The 15,281-nt window shown below is 43.8% G+C and carries 17 protein-coding genes; 7 read left to right on the top strand and 10 right to left on the bottom strand.

The features are described from left to right. Nucleotides 1-173 precede the first annotated feature (173 nt). The 5 genes from ICN47_RS12165 to ICN47_RS12145 are packed head-to-tail and all read left to right on the top strand — an operon-like array spanning nucleotide 174 to nucleotide 4,067. Nucleotides 174-875: a dienelactone hydrolase family protein gene (locus ICN47_RS12165; protein ID WP_216220185.1), complete on the top strand. Its 702-nt coding sequence runs from the start codon at nucleotides 174-176 to the stop codon at nucleotides 873-875. 3 nt (nucleotides 876-878) lie between these two features. Continuing rightward, entirely contained in the window at nucleotides 879-1,352 is a 474-nt protein-coding gene (locus ICN47_RS12160; RefSeq protein ID WP_216220184.1) for a MaoC family dehydratase, read from the top strand. 37 nt (nucleotides 1,353-1,389) lie between these two features. Beyond that, nucleotides 1,390-1,833, top strand: coding sequence for a MaoC family dehydratase (locus ICN47_RS12155; RefSeq protein ID WP_216220183.1), 444 nt, complete (start codon nucleotides 1,390-1,392; stop codon nucleotides 1,831-1,833). An 18-nt stretch (nucleotides 1,834-1,851) separates the two neighbouring features. After that, nucleotides 1,852-2,826, top strand: coding sequence for a tripartite tricarboxylate transporter substrate binding protein (locus ICN47_RS12150; RefSeq protein ID WP_216220182.1), 975 nt, complete (start codon nucleotides 1,852-1,854; stop codon nucleotides 2,824-2,826). Beyond that, a complete protein-coding gene (locus ICN47_RS12145) occupies nucleotides 2,823-4,067 on the top strand; it encodes a CaiB/BaiF CoA transferase family protein (protein ID WP_370626329.1) in 1,245 nt (414 codons plus the stop codon). The genes ICN47_RS12150 and ICN47_RS12145 overlap by 4 nt, the downstream gene beginning before the upstream one ends. Here the strand turns inward: ICN47_RS12145 and ICN47_RS12140 are convergent. The 9 genes from ICN47_RS12140 to ICN47_RS12100 all read right to left on the bottom strand — a co-directional run bounded on the left by ICN47_RS12140 (nucleotide 4,064) and on the right by ICN47_RS12100 (nucleotide 12,935). Continuing rightward, nucleotides 4,064-4,768 (bottom strand): nitroreductase, encoded by a 705-nt coding sequence (locus tag ICN47_RS12140; RefSeq protein ID WP_216220181.1) that lies wholly within the window; start codon nucleotides 4,766-4,768, stop codon nucleotides 4,064-4,066. The two genes, ICN47_RS12145 and ICN47_RS12140, sit on opposite strands and share 4 nt — an antisense overlap. 21 nt (nucleotides 4,769-4,789) lie before the next feature. Next, on the bottom strand, nucleotides 4,790-5,773 hold the full coding sequence (locus ICN47_RS12135; protein ID WP_216862673.1) for a tripartite tricarboxylate transporter substrate binding protein: 984 nt from the start codon (nucleotides 5,771-5,773) through the stop codon (nucleotides 4,790-4,792). A gap of 26 nt (nucleotides 5,774-5,799) precedes the next feature. After that, nucleotides 5,800-6,831, bottom strand: a complete 1,032-nt coding sequence (locus ICN47_RS12130; RefSeq protein WP_370626328.1) for a zinc-binding alcohol dehydrogenase family protein — start codon at nucleotides 6,829-6,831, stop codon at nucleotides 5,800-5,802. Further along, a complete protein-coding gene (locus tag ICN47_RS12125) occupies nucleotides 6,821-8,101 on the bottom strand; it encodes a CaiB/BaiF CoA-transferase family protein (protein ID WP_255539016.1) in 1,281 nt (426 codons plus the stop codon). The genes ICN47_RS12130 and ICN47_RS12125 overlap by 11 nt, the downstream gene beginning before the upstream one ends. Beyond that, entirely contained in the window at nucleotides 8,058-8,855 is a 798-nt protein-coding gene (locus ICN47_RS12120; RefSeq protein ID WP_216220180.1) for a crotonase/enoyl-CoA hydratase family protein, read from the bottom strand. Before ICN47_RS12120 ends, ICN47_RS12125 begins: the two co-directional genes overlap by 44 nt. Continuing rightward, nucleotides 8,848-9,870 (bottom strand): acyl-CoA dehydrogenase family protein, encoded by a 1,023-nt coding sequence (locus ICN47_RS12115; RefSeq protein WP_216220179.1) that lies wholly within the window; start codon nucleotides 9,868-9,870, stop codon nucleotides 8,848-8,850. Before ICN47_RS12115 ends, ICN47_RS12120 begins: the two co-directional genes overlap by 8 nt. Nucleotides 9,871-9,888: 18 nt before the next feature. Beyond that, nucleotides 9,889-11,046 carry an acyl-CoA dehydrogenase family protein gene (locus tag ICN47_RS12110; protein ID WP_216220178.1) on the bottom strand — a complete coding sequence of 386 codons (1,158 nt, stop codon included), beginning with the start codon at nucleotides 11,044-11,046 and terminating at the stop codon, nucleotides 9,889-9,891. A gap of 33 nt (nucleotides 11,047-11,079) precedes the next feature. Next, the gene (locus ICN47_RS12105) at nucleotides 11,080-11,814 is read right to left on the bottom strand and encodes an IclR family transcriptional regulator (protein WP_216220177.1); all 735 of its coding nucleotides are present in this window, start codon (nucleotides 11,812-11,814) and stop codon (nucleotides 11,080-11,082) included. Between the two features lie 137 nt (nucleotides 11,815-11,951). Then, nucleotides 11,952-12,935: a DUF6282 family protein gene (locus ICN47_RS12100; protein ID WP_216220176.1), complete on the bottom strand. Its 984-nt coding sequence runs from the start codon at nucleotides 12,933-12,935 to the stop codon at nucleotides 11,952-11,954. Between the two features lie 141 nt (nucleotides 12,936-13,076). Here ICN47_RS12100 and ICN47_RS12095 point away from each other — a divergent pair, with 141 nt between their 5' ends. Both ICN47_RS12095 and ICN47_RS12090 read left to right on the top strand, forming a co-directional pair. Beyond that, nucleotides 13,077-13,805 (top strand): hypothetical protein, encoded by a 729-nt coding sequence (locus ICN47_RS12095; RefSeq protein ID WP_216220175.1) that lies wholly within the window; start codon nucleotides 13,077-13,079, stop codon nucleotides 13,803-13,805. 10 nt (nucleotides 13,806-13,815) lie between these two features. After that, nucleotides 13,816-14,781, top strand: a complete 966-nt coding sequence (locus ICN47_RS12090; RefSeq protein WP_216220174.1) for a tripartite tricarboxylate transporter substrate binding protein — start codon at nucleotides 13,816-13,818, stop codon at nucleotides 14,779-14,781. 44 nt (nucleotides 14,782-14,825) lie between these two features. On the opposite strand, the gene cynS is transcribed toward ICN47_RS12090, so the two are convergent. Then, a complete protein-coding gene (gene cynS, locus ICN47_RS12085; RefSeq protein ID WP_216220173.1) occupies nucleotides 14,826-15,269 on the bottom strand; it encodes a cyanase in 444 nt (147 codons plus the stop codon). Nucleotides 15,270-15,281 lie beyond the last annotated feature (12 nt).

The raw sequence follows: 15,281 nt of genomic DNA, 5'->3' as shown, positions 1-15,281 counted from the left end.
ATAAGGAGCTTAGAATGATCCAAGACCGTTTAAACAACCGACCTAGAAAACGATTAGGATTTAAAACCCCCAATGAAGTATTTATGCAGTCCTTAAACCGTGTTGCACTTCGTGTTTGAATCTACGTGAGGAAGAAACAAAAAGAACAACCTAATTAATAGAGAAATAAAACAATGAAAGCAAGTACAGTTAACGTTCCATTGCGCGATGGAAATATGGGCGCCTACTTAGCAATACCGGATGGACCTCCCAAAGGCGCAGTTATTGCCATTATGGAAATCTGGGGCGTCAACGAAACGATGCGTACTCATGCCAAAGAGTTCGTTGATGCAGGATACATATGCCTCGTACCTGATGTCTTTTGGCGCCAAGAGCCTAATGTAGAGCTTTCAGATCGAAATCCAGAACATGTAGCTAAGGCATTTGATTTGTATTACGACTTCGACTACAACTTAGCCGTACAAGATATGGATCAAACTGCTGAGTATCTTAAAAATTTGCCCGGCTTTAATGGCAAGGTTGGTACAGTAGGTTACTGCTTAGGTGGAAAACTTTGTTACTTAATGTGTTGCAGAACTGAAATTGATTGTGCGGTAGCTTACTACGGCACTTATATAGAACATGAAATAAGAGAAGTTAAAAATTTACACCGCCCATTTTTGCTGCACATGGCAATGAAGGATAGATGGGTTCAGAAAGAAGTTAATGACTTGCTTGAACGCAAGCTTGGCACCAGTCCATTCGTTACTATTTGCAAATACCCTGAAGCAGACCATGCATTTGCAAGACATGGGGGCTTAACCTACCGCAAGGCGGAAGCAGATCAAGCACTTGAGGTCACTCTCAATTTTTTCAATCAATATTTAGCTAAATAACTTATGACGACTACTAATTTTGAGACAGATTTTTGGAAACATGAGGAAGTGCGAAAAATTTGGGATGACATTATTCCTGGTCAACCTAGAAAAACGATCCCATATACATTGACACTCGAGGCGATTCAAAAGCTTTGTAAAGTTCTAGGTGATGAGCATCCACTTTACTTTGACGAAGAGTATGCCAAGACAACGCCATATAAAGGAATTATTGCCCCACCATCTATTCATATATTGCTGATGTTTTCATGTACCCCAGTTGATGATTGGATGCGCAGTCCTGGAACTATTAATGCAGGTCAGTCCTGGAGCTACAACATTCCCGCAAGACCAGGCGATGTCATTCGTCTAGAAGCAAGAGCTCTTGATAAATTTATCAAAAAAGAGCGTCTTTTTGTAGTTCATGACAACGTCTTCTTTAATCAAAATAATGAAGTTATATGCTCGGGTCGCGGCTGGACTATTCGACCTAATTAATTCTTCTAATCTAGCAATCCAATCGACGGACAATACTATGAGCAATGCATTTGAACAATTAAGCGTAGGCCAAATTATTAATGGCACACCATTTCACCCAACCCGAGAGACTATTCGGGAGTTCTGCGAAGCTTCACTAGACTTTAACCCCCTTCATCTTGATGATGACTATATGAAGGGAAGTTTTGGAAAAACGCAATTTGGCGGCATCATCATGCACGGCATGAATAATTTTGGAGTGATCACTAGAATGCTCACGGATTGGCTCTATCCACATGGGGGTATCCATAGAAGACTCGAAACTCGTTGGAAGTCGCCCGTAAAACCTGGCGATACTATTACCCCAAGCGCTACCATCACCTCATTAAAGACAACACAAAAGGGCCAGTGGGCTTGTCTAAATGTCATTGTTAATAATCAAAAGGGTGAGGTCGTTGCAGCTGGCGAGGCGCTCGTTGAATTTCCAATACAAATCAAATAATTTTTAAGGGGTTAGCAAATGAAGGGCCTTCTCCATTTAATTCAAAAAATTCTCTTTCTTGGATGTTTGCTTTTTATCGGTAATGTATATGCGCAGAACTATCCAAGCGGACCAGTGAAAATTGTGGTGCCATTTCCGCCAGGGGGAACAACGGATATCCTCGCGCGCGTTCTAGCAAACGAACTAACAAAGAAATGGTCGCAGACTGTAGTTGTTGAAAATAAACCTGGGGCAAGCGGCACCATCTTCTCAGAACTGCTAGCGCATATGCCTGCTGATGGTTATACCCTTATGGTGACTGCGACACATCACGTTATCAACCCGAGCTTATATAAGAATCTCAAGTACAACACCCGAACAGACTTTACCCCGATTAGCTTGGTTGCTGGAGTACCCAATGTATTGGTCGTAAATCCAGCATTTCCTGCCAAGAATGTCCAAGAACTGATTACGTATGCAAAAGCAAATCCAGGCAAGGTGATGTTTGGATCCGCAGGCACAGGTGGCGCTAACCACCTATCTGGAGAGCTATTCAAAGCAATGGCGAAAATTGATATGGTTCACGTACCTTATAAAGGCGCTGCCCCTGCTTTGAACGACCTTTTGGGGAATCAAATTTCAGTCATGTTTGATTCAATACCCGGTGTACTTAGTCATATCAAAGCTGGAAAACTACGTGCACTGGGCGTTACATCCTTAACTCGCAGCACCGCACTTCCAAATGTTCCTACAATTAGTGAATCTGGTCTTAAAGGTTTTGAAGCACTCGCATGGTTTGGTATGTATGCGCCACCACAAATGTCGCCTGAACTATTAAATAAAATCTCTAGTGATGTGCTGGCAGTTCTACAAAGTCCACAGGTAAAAAACCAATTCTCAGAACAAGGGGCTGATGCTGGCAACATGACTCAAGCAGAATACGCCAAATACGTTGATGCTGAAATCACCAAATGGGCTAAAGTAATATCTGACGCCAATATCAAAGCTGAATAATTGTGACTTCAGAGAACACCCTTCCTATAAATTCTGGAGCCTTATCGCATATTCGAGTTCTAGATCTCTCGAGGATTCTTGCAGGCCCGTGGTGCACACAAAATCTTGCCGACTTGGGTGCAGAGGTAATTAAAGTAGAACGTCCTGGGCACGGCGATGATACGCGGGCTTGGGGGCCTCCATGGATCAACATGGAGGAAAAAATTTCCAGCTACTTTGCAGCGGCAAATCGCGGAAAAAAATCGCTCACCCTCAATCTATCAACCCCTCAAGGTAAAAGGATTATTGAGGAGTTAGTCAAGATTAGCGATGTCGTAATTGAAAACTATAAGATCGGTGACCTGAAACGCTATGGCTTGGATTACGAGAGCCTTCAGAAAATTAATCCTAGGTTGGTCTATTGCTCGATCACAGGATATGGCCAGGATGGGCCCAATGCTCAAAAACCTGGGTATGACTTTGTCTTTCAGGCAATTGGCGGACTCATGAGCATTACGGGTGAGGCGGATTCAGAACCAGGCGGCGGTCCGCAAAAAGTCGGCATTGCAATTGCTGACGTAATTACTGGTATGTACAGCACTATTGCCATTCTTGCTGCATTAAATAGTCGAGAGCAAACAGGGTTCGGCCAATATATTGATATGGCATTACTTGATAGCATCATTGCACTTGGCGGTAATCAAATCACCGGTTATTTTGCTAATGGTAAGGTGCCATTTCGATATGGAAATGCACATGCAAGCCTTGTGCCCTATCAAGTGTTTGCTGTAAAAGATGGTGAAATCGTAATTGCTGTTGGCAATGATACTCAGTGGCAGCGTTATTGTGAAGCCATAGTACGTCCAGATTTAGCCCAAGATCCAAAATGGGAAAAGGTTACTGGGCGCATTACTGGACGCTCGGAGCTTATCCCTCACCTCGCCAAAACAATGCTTGAGAAAAATAGAGATGAGTGGATCTCCATACTAGAAAGCTATGATGTTCCTTGCGGACCTATCAACAATTATCAGCAAGTATTTGAGGATCCTCATGTGATTCATCGAGAAATTAAGGTGGATACTCGGTATAAGGATGGGTCAACTATCTCCACTATTGCAAGTCCTCTTAGGCTAAAGAGCACCCCACCTGAATATAAGCGCCCGCCCCCTAAATTAGGAGACTCTAACTTTGAAATCCTACACCAACTCTTAGGTTATTCAGCAGAATCAATCGAGCAGTTCAAAAAAGAAAAAATTACCTAGGACCCCTTTAGCCAAGTCGTAAATTCTTCTACTTTGGCACGAGGCGTCTGAAATGTGTTGATCTTATGTGATTGGTCCGCATAACCGATAGCCATTCCACAAACGAGCATTTCATCGTCACCGGCACCAATGATTGGTGTGATGATCTTGCTAAATTTATTCCATGCTGCCTGAGGGCAAGTTGCCAAACCATGGCTTTGAGCTGAGATCATGACGTTTTGCAAAAACATACCGTAATCCAAGATAGATCCCGTACCTAAGTCTTTATGAATCGTGAAGAAAAGGCCAATGGGTGCATCAAAAAAGCGAAAGTTCTTTTGATGCTGCAAAAACATCTTTTCTTTATCACCCTTTTCGATTCCCAATAAACCATAAAGACTCCAGCCGTTTTCACGACGACGATCAATGTAGGGACTAAACCATTTCTCAGGATAGTAGCTGTAAGCCTCTTCAAAATCTTTACCTAATTCTGGATTCTTTGAAATAGATTCATAGGCAGCGCAGACCTTATTACAAAGTTCATCCCGAATTTTTCCTTCAAGGACGTAAACCTTCCAAGGTTGCGTATTGGTTCCTGAAGGTGCCCTACTAGCCACCCCCAAGATACGCTCTATTAAGTCACGAGAGGGTAATTCTGGTGTGAATGCTCTCGCAGACATCCGCGCATTAATAACATCATCCACATTTGAATTACCCATCATCGATGACCTTTAGAAATAGGATTACTGTTGTTCAATTTTTGCCAAAGTCGCAACACGCTTCCAAAGAGCAATTTCCGACTTCTGAAATGCTGCCATTGACTCAGGCCCACCTTTCATTGTTTCAGCTCCCATATTTTCATAGAAAGCCTTTGTTTCTGGAAGTTCAGCAATCTTAGTCATCAAAGCGGCTAGAGCAGCAGCCTCAGCTGGAGGTGTCTTTGCAGAAACGGCTGCGGAAACCCAAGCGTAAGCCGTGTAATCCTTTATTCCAGCCTCTTGCATTGTAGGCACATTAGGCAAAAGTGGTGAGCGCTTTTCAGAAGAAATCCCGAGGGCTTTCACTTTTCCGCTCTTAGCCAACTCCATAGCACTGGTGATATCTAAAATTGCATAATCAACTGAACGCGTCATGACAGCAGTCACACATTCGCTAGCGCCTTTGTATGGGATACCAGTTGTTTTAATGTTGGCAGATTGATTAAACAATTCGGACATCAATTGATAGCCAGCGGAACCATAACAATAATTGAGAGTATTAGGACTTTCTTTAGCCTTCGCCACCAACTCTCCAATATTATTAAAACTAGAGTTATCCGGAACGATAAAGAGGTTAGAAACCCGAGTGAGCATAGTTAATGGCTTGAAATCTTTTACTGGATCGTAAGGCAGTGATTTAAATACGGCTGCATTTACCGCCATTGGCGAATTACTTCCGATAAATACCGTATAGCCATCAGCAGGCGCATTCAGCACTTGCTGAATCGCAATAAAACTATTGCCGCCCGGCTTATTCTCAATCACCACTGGCTGAGAAATCATCTCCGATAACTTTTTACCAAAGTATCTTGCCGAAGAATCCGTTGCACTTCCAGGTGGAAATGGCACAACAAACTTAATGCTGTGATTTGGGTAAGGCTGCGCAAATGCAGCTGAAACCCAAAAGCCTGTTGCCATTGCTACGGTGAGCTTTAAAAAACTCGCTCTCATGATTTTATAATTCTTCATTTTGTCTCCTCCATTACTTTTTAAATTCAATTAAATCCATTGATGACTATTTTTCCTACTACACCACCTTCACTCAACTTGCGACAGGCTTTACTTAAATTAATTGCGCTAATTGATTCCAGCTCTTCACTCAAAGTCGTTTTCAATCTACCGGCATCGACTAATTCGGAAACCCTATTCAAAATCTCATGTTGGGTAATCATGTCTTTCGTGCGAAATAATGATTTAGTAAAAGCACCTTCCCAAGAAAATACAACGCTTTTAGTTCTTAATAGATTCATTGGCAAGTCTACGGAAGACTCAACTAGACAACAAATCTTTCCTTGAGGGCTAATAATGTCTGCTAAATCGGCAAAAATTGGCGCGGGATCAGTCAAGCACAAGATATAGTCTACCGACTTGAAGTCCAATGCCTTTATCTGAGGTGAAAGCGGTGAACTATGATCTACGACAGCGGATGCTCCCATTGCGATACATTGCTCCTGGGTCTCATTTCTTGAGGCACTCGCAATAACCTTAACTCCTGCAACTCGTGCGCCGAGCTGAATTGCTAAGGAACCCACCCCGCCACCGCCACCAATCACTAAAAGCGTAGCATTAGCGCCACCTTGTGGAATACCCATCTTTTCGAATAAAGCTTCCCAACATGTGATGGAAGCAAGCGGTAATGCAGCCGCTTCTACAAAAGAGAGTTTTTTCGGTTTGCTGCCGACAATTTTTTCATCAACCACCTGTAGCTCACTAAAACCACCGGGCCGGATAACAACTCCTGCGTAATACACCTCATCACCTACTTGGAATAATTTAGCATCTACACCTACCGACTCAACTTCTCCTGCCACATCCCAACCCAAAACAGTTCCAGGATTTTTCGCTCCACGATACATTTTTAAATCAATGGGATTAATCGCGGCAGCTTTCACCCTAACCCTTATATCTGTGGGCTTTAGTTGCGGAATCTCTAGCTCGACATCAACAAAAGCATCTATGCCAAAGTCTTTAGTCTTGTTATCGATGTTGACTGCTACAGCACGCATTACAGATGGATTAGCTTTCACAACGTTGCTCGCTTTGAAATTGACTGGTTGCGCCGATCGCCTTGAGGTGGTTAATCTGATCATCTGTAAATCCAGCCTCGCGTAAAACGCCAATACTATCTTCGCCTAAATGCCTTGCAGGGCGCTGCAAATGATTAATTTTGGTTTTAGAGCACTGAACAGGAACGCCGAGTTGGCGAATCTGTCCTTCGGTTGGATGGGTTACGGTCTCCAGCATCCCCGTCTGAATTAAATGAGGATCATCTAAGAGACTATCAATCGTATTGAGTGGCATACATGGGATATCCGCACCCTCTAATAAGCTTAGCCATTCCGCACTGGTCTTAGTGCTCATTGACTCAGCTACTAGGGCATAGAGCTCATTGATATGTTTAGTACGGGCACCAATATTTTTAAAACGAGGGTCCGTCTCAAGCCACTCTGACTTACCGATCAAGCTGAGGAAATTTTCCCATTGGCGATCGTTATATACCAAAACACATAAATAACCATCAAGCGTCTTGTATGGTTTTCTCTCTTTAACGAGCAATCTTGGATAACCACTTGGTCCTGTTGGCGGCACAAAAGTTTGACCCGATAGATGATCACTCAATACATACTGAACCATAGTTTCGAACATCGGAATCTCGACTTCCTGGCCTTCGCCAGTAGTATTTCTAGAATAGACGGCCGCCAAAATAGCATTCGCCGCCATTAAGCCAACCGTTCTATCCGCAAGCGTTAGAGGAACATAACGTGGCTCGCCACCAGAAGATCGACTCATTAAATCAGGAACCGCTGACATGCCTTGAATTAAATCATCATAGGCTGGACGACCAGCATAAGGACCCTCTTCACTAAAACCATAAATTCCAGCATAAATAATTTTAGGATTAAGGGCTTTCAATTTCTCATAAGTAATGCCCAGCCTTCTCATTGCCAATGGGCGAATGTTGTACACCACTACATCAGCCGTTTTAGCAATCTCGTAAAAAGCTTCTAATCCCTCGGGCTTTTTTAAATCTAAAACAATGCTACGTTTATTTCGATTGACATGCAAAAAGATGTGGCCCATACGAGGAGAGTGAGTAGGACCAATTCCCCTTACGGTATCCCCTGCTGGTGGCTCAACCTTAATGACATCGGCCCCCATATCAGCTAGAGTTTGAGTGGCATATGGCCCCATCAATACGGTCGTCAAATCGACGACCTTTAAACCCTTTAAAGGTCCAAAAAATTCAATTGGCCTATTCATCAGCAAAGTTTGGAGTGCGTTTTTCAATAAAGGCATTAATTGCTTCTAGGTGCGCAGGGCTCTTATGCGCAATCACTTGCATACCTACCGACATATGTAAAATCGCATCCAATGAACTTGTTTGGCTCTCACGCATTAAACGCTTTGTCATACGCAGCACATTACCGGGATTCTTTACAATTCTTTTCGCCAACTCATTAGCGCTGGGCAGAAGATCCTCTGGGGTTGTAACCTTAGAGACTAAGCCACACTCAAGTGCTTCAGCAGCTGTAATAGGGTCACCTGTAAAAGCCATTTCCATTGCCTTTGCCATGCCCACCGTTCTCGGCAGTAGCCATGCACCACCATCACCTGGAATAATCCCAACCCTAATAAAGCTTTCTGCAAAAGTCGCCTTATCACTTGCGATTCGGAAATCGCACATGCATGCCAAATCACAACCCACGCCAATGGCTGGGCCATTAATTGCAGCAATCGTTGGTACCTCCAAGTTATAGAGCGCTTTAGTCAGCAGCTGAATACCCGTCACGTACCACTGACGAAGGCTTGCAGGGGATATTTCATCTGTAGTGAAACGCAGCATATCTTTAACATTGCCACCCGAAGAAAACACAGTGCCATTCGCTGCAATAATCACCGCACGAATAGACAAGTCAGCAGTGATTTTTTCGCAAGCCGCAACGAATTCAGGCACAGCAGTATTTCCAGTAACAGCATTACGGACCTCAGGCTGGTTCATCGTCAATGTGACAATAGGACCATCCCGTTCGTATAATAAAAAATCAGCCATGACTCACCCTTTCACGAGGATCGATAGATTGAATTAAAAAGTCTAGAGCACCATCAGCGCTACTATTGAGATAAGCCATTCCAAGCTTTTCCTGCCAGTAACCCTCAGAGCCAAAATCTAGTCGCCAATCATTTAAGCGACGCGTTAAATAATGCAAATGAAATTCTTCTGTAATGCCCATGGCGCCATGAACGGCATGCGCTATAGAGTTCACTTGAAGCGCCAACTCACTTACGCGCGCTTTACCAGCCGCTATAGTTAATGCATTTTTAGCGTCTGGACCAGATTGACATGTCATCTCGGCTGCTATCGCAGCAGCTTGCACACACTCTGCTAGGACGCTAATTTGCTGTTGAATAGCCTGGAATTTTCCAATCGATTTTCCAAATTGCTGCCGATCATTTGCATGCACCAAAACTATCTTTAGAATTTCTGACATTGCGCCGGCCATCATGGCAGTCCAAATGAGTGCTCCAGCATTACGAATAGATTCTTCAACCCCTAGATCAATGGCAGTAGTGGGCATTCTTTCCCAGAGTAAATGAGCCTGAAGTGACCCATGAATACCGGTATCCTGTACCACAGCATCTCCAACTGGCAGCAACCAAGTCTTTCCATCAATGCTACCCATTACCCAATCAGAAACCTTTCCAAAGGGGGTTGAGCGCGACAGAATCTGTCCACTTTGTTTGCGATGAATATCGCAAGATAGGCTCACTGCGCCAGCAACTGGATCAAACCCCTTTGTCGCAAGCAATGTACGTGCATAGGCTGTAGCACCAAGTGATACTGGGAGGCAATATTGCCCAGTTAGGAAAAATAATGCGTAAGCATCATTCCAAGAAACCCCAGCGCCACCCGACTCCTCAGATACGAGTAAATCAGCAAAACCTGACTCCTCTAAGGCATTCCATATAGCTGTTGCATTGCCTTGAGATTCGACCTTCCCGATAGCGCTAGGCGTGCATAGATCTTGCAATAATCTCTCTAAAGAATCTTTTAATAAGTTATCCATAATTTCTAAGTGATATTTTTAGCGTAGCCCAAGACCACGGGCAATCATGCCTCGTAGGATTTCGCGTGTGCCGCCGCGCAGTGAATAAGTCGGTGCTACTTGCAAGGTATAGACCAAGGTTCTCAATAAGTCATCGTCTATGCCAAGAGCCTCCTCGGATCCAATGGCATCTGATATCCACTGAATTAGCTCCTGTTCAAATAGAGTGCCCATATCTTTAAATAAGGCTGCTTCTAAGATAGGGCTCTTACCCTCTGCCAACTGCGCTGTAGTTGCAATTGACATTGCTCTCAAGTTGGCTAATTGAGCAATAATTTTCCCTATCAAACGTACGGTCGAGTTATTGATTTTCTCAACGGGCAGTGTTCGTAAATAAGCAAGCCATGTATCCAATAAAACAATACTTGAATAAATTCTTTCTGGACCGCTTCTTTCGAATGCTAATTCCGCATTCACCTGCTCCCATCCAGCGCCCTCATGTCCAATCAAAGCATCATCACTTAACTGTACTTTTTCAAAGAAGACTTCATTGAAATGCGCATCGCCTGTGAGATCTCGTATCTGCCTCACGGTGACACCTGGCGCGGTAAGGTCTACTATTAATTGCGACAGGCCTTTATTTCTGTCTTCTGAAGTACCAGAAGTCCTCACTAATGCAATCATGTATTTTGATTGATGTGCATTAGTAGTCCATACCTTTTGTCCGTTAAGCAACCAACCTTCTGAATTCTTCACGGCTTTAGTTTTAATACTAGCCAAATCAGAACCGGACTGAGGTTCACTCATACCAATACAAAAGAAGACTTCTGCCTTACATATCTTAGGAAGGTAAAACTCTTTCTGAGCATCAGAACCAAAGCGATTAATCAGCGGTCCACTTTGCCTATCAGCAATCCAATGAGCTGCAACTGGAGCGCCTTGAGAAAGCATTTCCTCAACAATGACAAACCGTGTATAGGGATCTAAGCCTGCTCCACCGTATTCCTTGGGTAGCGTTAAACCAACCCATCCGGCTTTGGCCATCTCCTTGCTGAATACTTCATCAAACCCCATCCAAGATCTAGCCCGAACACTAGGGGGAACATCTTTTAGATGCTCCTTAATGAATTGGCGTACTTTTTCACGTAACTGAATTGCATGATCTGGCAATTCTTCATAAGTTAAGGTGGCAAGCATGAATGTGTTTCCTAAAATTGACTTGAATTACGCTCAAAAGCTTTTTAGCAATTGTTGTTGGGTTGCCAACATTGCATCCGCATGCTCTTTAATTAATGGTTTAAACCGATTAATCGGACCACCTGCCCCCAAGACATAGATCTCATCATTAAGGCGAAAGGGAATTGCAATAGACATCAGGTCTGGAATATTCTCACCAATCACCTGATACCAACCCTGCTTTTTCTGATTCAATATCTCAGTCTTGAGCTCATGAATATCGGTGATCGTTTCATTTGTTCTTGAATCTAATTTCAGCTTCGATAATTCTTTATCTAAATCATGCTCATTTAGGGCGCCTAATAAGGCCTTGCCTGTAGCGCTGCAATGCAAGGATTTCGTCTCTCCGACTAAAGGTGAGAAGCGAACGCTTTGGGTGCACTCAGCGACCTCAAGATAAATCACTTTATTACCTTGTCGTTTGGCAAGCAAAACTGTTTCAGCGATCTCGCTACTTAAACGCTGTAGATATGGAGTAATGCCACGCCAAACAAAATCGCCATCGGAAATAAGTTTTGTAGAGCGCTCTAATTTTTTGGTTGGGTAATACCCCTCACGCCTACTGAGCTCATAGAGATAACCTCGTTCGAGCATCGTCTGCACCAGCCCATGCGTAGAGGATGGCGGAACCCCTAATTTGTCTGAAATCTGAGACAGCGTTAAGGCGCATTGCTCGTGGGCATATAGCTCAATCAAATCTAGAGTTCGGTCTGCTGTCTTAATTCCCATAATTCACATATATGAAAGATAATTCAAGTACAAGAATTATCTTAGCACGAATTATTTGACAAAGCAGTCCAATAAAAAACCCCGCCATTTCTGACGGGGTTGCTTATGCCCAGACATGTATCCGGGGGTCGCTATGCTTAATCCTTCAAGCCCAATAGCTTTGCAGGATTCTTTTTCATCATCTTATCGATGTCTGATTGAGAAACTCCAGCGGCTTTAACGGCTGCAATCTCATTCTCAACTCCATCCGGTGGAGTCATCATGCCCTGCTGACCTAAATCCGTTGAGAGCACTAAATGATCGGCACCGATTTCTTTTACAGCTCTAGCCACTACATCAGCATCAACCTTCTCCCAATGCGTCATCCACTTGTATTGGGCTGTTGGGCCAGTCATAAACTGTAAGTAACAAATTTCGATCATGGCACCCATGTCAGTCACTTGCTTTGCTTGCTCAAAGGTTAAGCCTGGAATATTGGTCAAACCATGAGTAATCAAAATATTCTTCACGCCTAATTCCTTAGCGCGTTTGACTACTGTCACTACCTCATCAGCAGAAATATGACCCGTCGCTAATATCAAATCTTCCCGAGCAATAATTTTTAATACTGCCTCTAACTCTGGAGTCACCTGACCATTTGTAGCAACTACGATTCCAGACTGATTCTTATCAACCAGTGTCTTAACGTGCTTGTCAGAGTCAAATGTTGGCAACCAAACTACCTTGCCACGCCCTCCAGACATGCGGTGCATCCACTCAACTGCTGAAGGGTTTACTCCGCCCACAGATTTATTCAGAACAATGCCACCCCATACTTCAATACCAGGAACCTGCTGCATCACTAGTGCAGCGCGGTCATTGGTGGTGACCACGTGGTTCTTAATCACAATTCCGCGCATACCCTTGCGTCTAGCAATCGTGGCTAACTCATAATCCGTCAAGGCACGGCCAAAGACGTCTGGGTCTGGATGAACGTGCATATCAATAACGCCTGCTGCAGGACTCACTTTAGGTGGCGGTGGTGGAAATCCAACCTGAGCTAGCGCTATGTTTGAGGTCGATATACAACCTGCTCCAATCAAACTGGCGATCAATACTTTATAAGTTTTTAAGCTACGCATTTTTGTCTCCTTTTTTGTTGTAAGGCCACTCTACTGCAGATGCTATCAAGCGTATTTAAGTAGTTCCCCTTAAGCCTTAGGCATAAGCACGTTCAAATACTGCTAAAGTAGCTTAAAAAAAATATATTGGAGATAGCATTAATGCAAAACATTGCACGCCTTGGATTTTTAATCCCCCCTGGAAACCCCAACACTGAGGGCGAAGTCATTAAGATGGCACGCCCTGAATTTTCAGTCCACTTCACCAGAATGGTGGCCTTTGGTGAAACTGGTAGCTTGTTAGGACAAGATGAACGCAATCAATCCCAAATTGATCATCTGGATGAAAATCTTGCGCTCATGAAATTGGTGAAACCCAGCGTTGTAGCAATGGCTCATACCGCCAATAGCTATACCTTAGGCAAAGATGGTGAGGCAAAGCTAGTGGATCGCCTTCAGAAAGAATTTGATGTTCCCTTCATTACTGCTTTTGGTAGTGTCGTAACGGCATTAAGACAAATTGGGGTTAACAATATTGCCTTTGGAACCCCTTACAGCGAGCAAAACACCTTGCGCTGCAAAAATCTGCTGGAGCAATACGGTTTTAATATCGTCAGCTTTGGCAACTTACCCGGCGTCAAGAATATTTATGACGAGACCCCCGAAAGAGCTGGACAACTCATGAAGCAAGTTGATGCCGCAGGAGCGGATGCCATATTTGTCAGTGGCGTTGGCATGCCCACAATTGATGCCCTAGAGAAAGCGGAAGCCAGCTTAGGTAAACCGATTATCTCTAGCATTGCTGCAACGATGTGGAACTCACTACGCATAGCGGGCATTAAATCTAATATTCAGGGATATGGCTCCTTATTGGCCGGAAAATATCACTAAGGAATTCATCATGAAATTATTGAAATTGACATTCGCATTTCTATCTCTAGCTGTAAGCATTGCATCAAGTCATGCGGCACCTTTTCCAGATCACTCCATTCGCCTGATCGTACCTTTTACAGCTGGCGGTAATGTGGATATCTCTGCACGCACGATTGCCCAAGGATTAACAGAGCAATTGGGTCAATCGATCATCGTGGAAAACAAACCTGGCGCCAATACAATGATTGGCACTGACTATGTTGCCAAAGCACCAGCTGATGGTTACACCCTACTTCTAGCGGGTGCAGAGGGATTAGCAATCAATCCACATGTATACAAAAAAGTAAATTACGATGCGCTTAAGGATTTCTCAGCAGTCGGTTTGGTGGGGAGTTTTCCGTTTGCATTAGTGATCAACCCAAAGTTGCCAATCAATAATGTTGCAGAATTTATTGAGTATGCAAAAGCGCGTTCCGGAAAATTAAATTACTCCTCTTGGGGTATTGGAAGTACCTCACAGATCGCATTTGAGAAGCTCAAGCAAACTAGCGGAATTGATTTAGTGCATGTTCCTTTTCAAGGGGCAGCGCCAGCGATTACCGCAGTAGCATCGGGAGATGTGGATGCCATGATGGTTCCTCTATCGGTAGCACTTCCACAAGCTAGTGGCGGCCGAATCAAAATATTGGGTATTAGCACTGAGAAACGGATTCCATCAGCAGACTCCATTCCAACTCTTTCAGAGCAAGGCGTTCCCGTAGTAATTAGCGGCTGGCAAATACTCGTAGCACCCAAGAATACGCCTGCAGCAGTGATTCAAACGCTAAACCAAAGCCTGAATAAAGTGATTAATAGTGAGGCAACACGTGCCAGCTTAATCAAAGGTGGAATCAATCCAGCCCCAGGAACTCCAGCGCAAGCCAATACCCTGATTGAATCCGAATGGTCCCGTTGGGGCAAGGTAGCCAAGGATGCCAAAATCAGCTTAGATTAATAAAAAAGCCACCCGAGGGTGGCTTTTGTTTTGACTTAAAAGACTCAATAAGTCTTATATGACAAGTATTTTCCTGAGAGCACCACCTGAACGCGGTCCCCTTTGGGATCTGGTTCACGCTGAATATCCATTGAGAAATCAATGGCGCTCATAATGCCATCACCAAACTCTTCATGAATTAACTCTTTAATCGTTGTTCCATAAACGCTCACAATCTCATACCAGCGATAGATTAATGGGTCAGTTGGGACGGCTGTTGGCAATGAGCCCTTATAAGGAACAATTTGCAACCAAGCCATCTCTTCATCGGTCAAATCAAATAACTTACCTGCAGCTTCTGCTTGCGCCTTAGTAAAAGTCATTTGGCCTAAACAGCCGGCGGTAACCCATTCTTTTGATTCGCCGATTGATTTGGCAATATCACTCCACTTCATGCCTTTGCGCACTTTAGCTTCGATAATTTTTTGTGTAACTACTGAACGGTCCATCTTTCTCTCCTT

It is taken from the genome of Polynucleobacter sp. AP-Latsch-80-C2 (assembly GCF_018882185.1).
GTDB lineage: Bacteria > Pseudomonadota > Gammaproteobacteria > Burkholderiales > Burkholderiaceae > Polynucleobacter.
Note: the sequence above shows the minus strand (reverse complement) of the source record. Positions and strands in the feature narration are given on the sequence as shown.

Excerpts from the sequence above, each read along its gene's own strand:
- ICN47_RS12150 (WP_216220182.1), top strand. The coding sequence starts at position 1,852 with ATGAAGGGCCTTCTCCATTTAATTCAAAAAATTCTCTTTCTTGGATGT.
- ICN47_RS12125 (WP_255539016.1), bottom strand. The coding sequence starts at position 8,101 with ATGCCTTTATTGAAAAACGCACTCCAAACTTTGCTGATGAATAGGCCA.
- ICN47_RS12090 (WP_216220174.1), top strand. The coding sequence starts at position 13,816 with ATGAAATTATTGAAATTGACATTCGCATTTCTATCTCTAGCTGTAAGC.
- cynS (WP_216220173.1), bottom strand. The coding sequence starts at position 15,269 with ATGGACCGTTCAGTAGTTACACAAAAAATTATCGAAGCTAAAGTGCGC.
- ICN47_RS12155 (WP_216220183.1), top strand. The coding sequence starts at position 1,390 with ATGAGCAATGCATTTGAACAATTAAGCGTAGGCCAAATTATTAATGGC.
- ICN47_RS12115 (WP_216220179.1), bottom strand. The coding sequence starts at position 9,870 with ATGGATAACTTATTAAAAGATTCTTTAGAGAGATTATTGCAAGATCTA.
- ICN47_RS12095 (WP_216220175.1), top strand. The coding sequence starts at position 13,077 with ATGCAAAACATTGCACGCCTTGGATTTTTAATCCCCCCTGGAAACCCC.
- ICN47_RS12110 (WP_216220178.1), bottom strand. The coding sequence starts at position 11,046 with ATGCTTGCCACCTTAACTTATGAAGAATTGCCAGATCATGCAATTCAG.
- ICN47_RS12135 (WP_216862673.1), bottom strand. The coding sequence starts at position 5,773 with ATGAAGAATTATAAAATCATGAGAGCGAGTTTTTTAAAGCTCACCGTA.
- ICN47_RS12100 (WP_216220176.1), bottom strand. The coding sequence starts at position 12,935 with ATGCGTAGCTTAAAAACTTATAAAGTATTGATCGCCAGTTTGATTGGA.
- ICN47_RS12105 (WP_216220177.1), bottom strand. The coding sequence starts at position 11,814 with ATGGGAATTAAGACAGCAGACCGAACTCTAGATTTGATTGAGCTATAT.
- ICN47_RS12140 (WP_216220181.1), bottom strand. The coding sequence starts at position 4,768 with ATGATGGGTAATTCAAATGTGGATGATGTTATTAATGCGCGGATGTCT.
- ICN47_RS12165 (WP_216220185.1), top strand. The coding sequence starts at position 174 with ATGAAAGCAAGTACAGTTAACGTTCCATTGCGCGATGGAAATATGGGC.
- ICN47_RS12160 (WP_216220184.1), top strand. The coding sequence starts at position 879 with ATGACGACTACTAATTTTGAGACAGATTTTTGGAAACATGAGGAAGTG.
- ICN47_RS12120 (WP_216220180.1), bottom strand. The coding sequence starts at position 8,855 with ATGGCTGATTTTTTATTATACGAACGGGATGGTCCTATTGTCACATTG.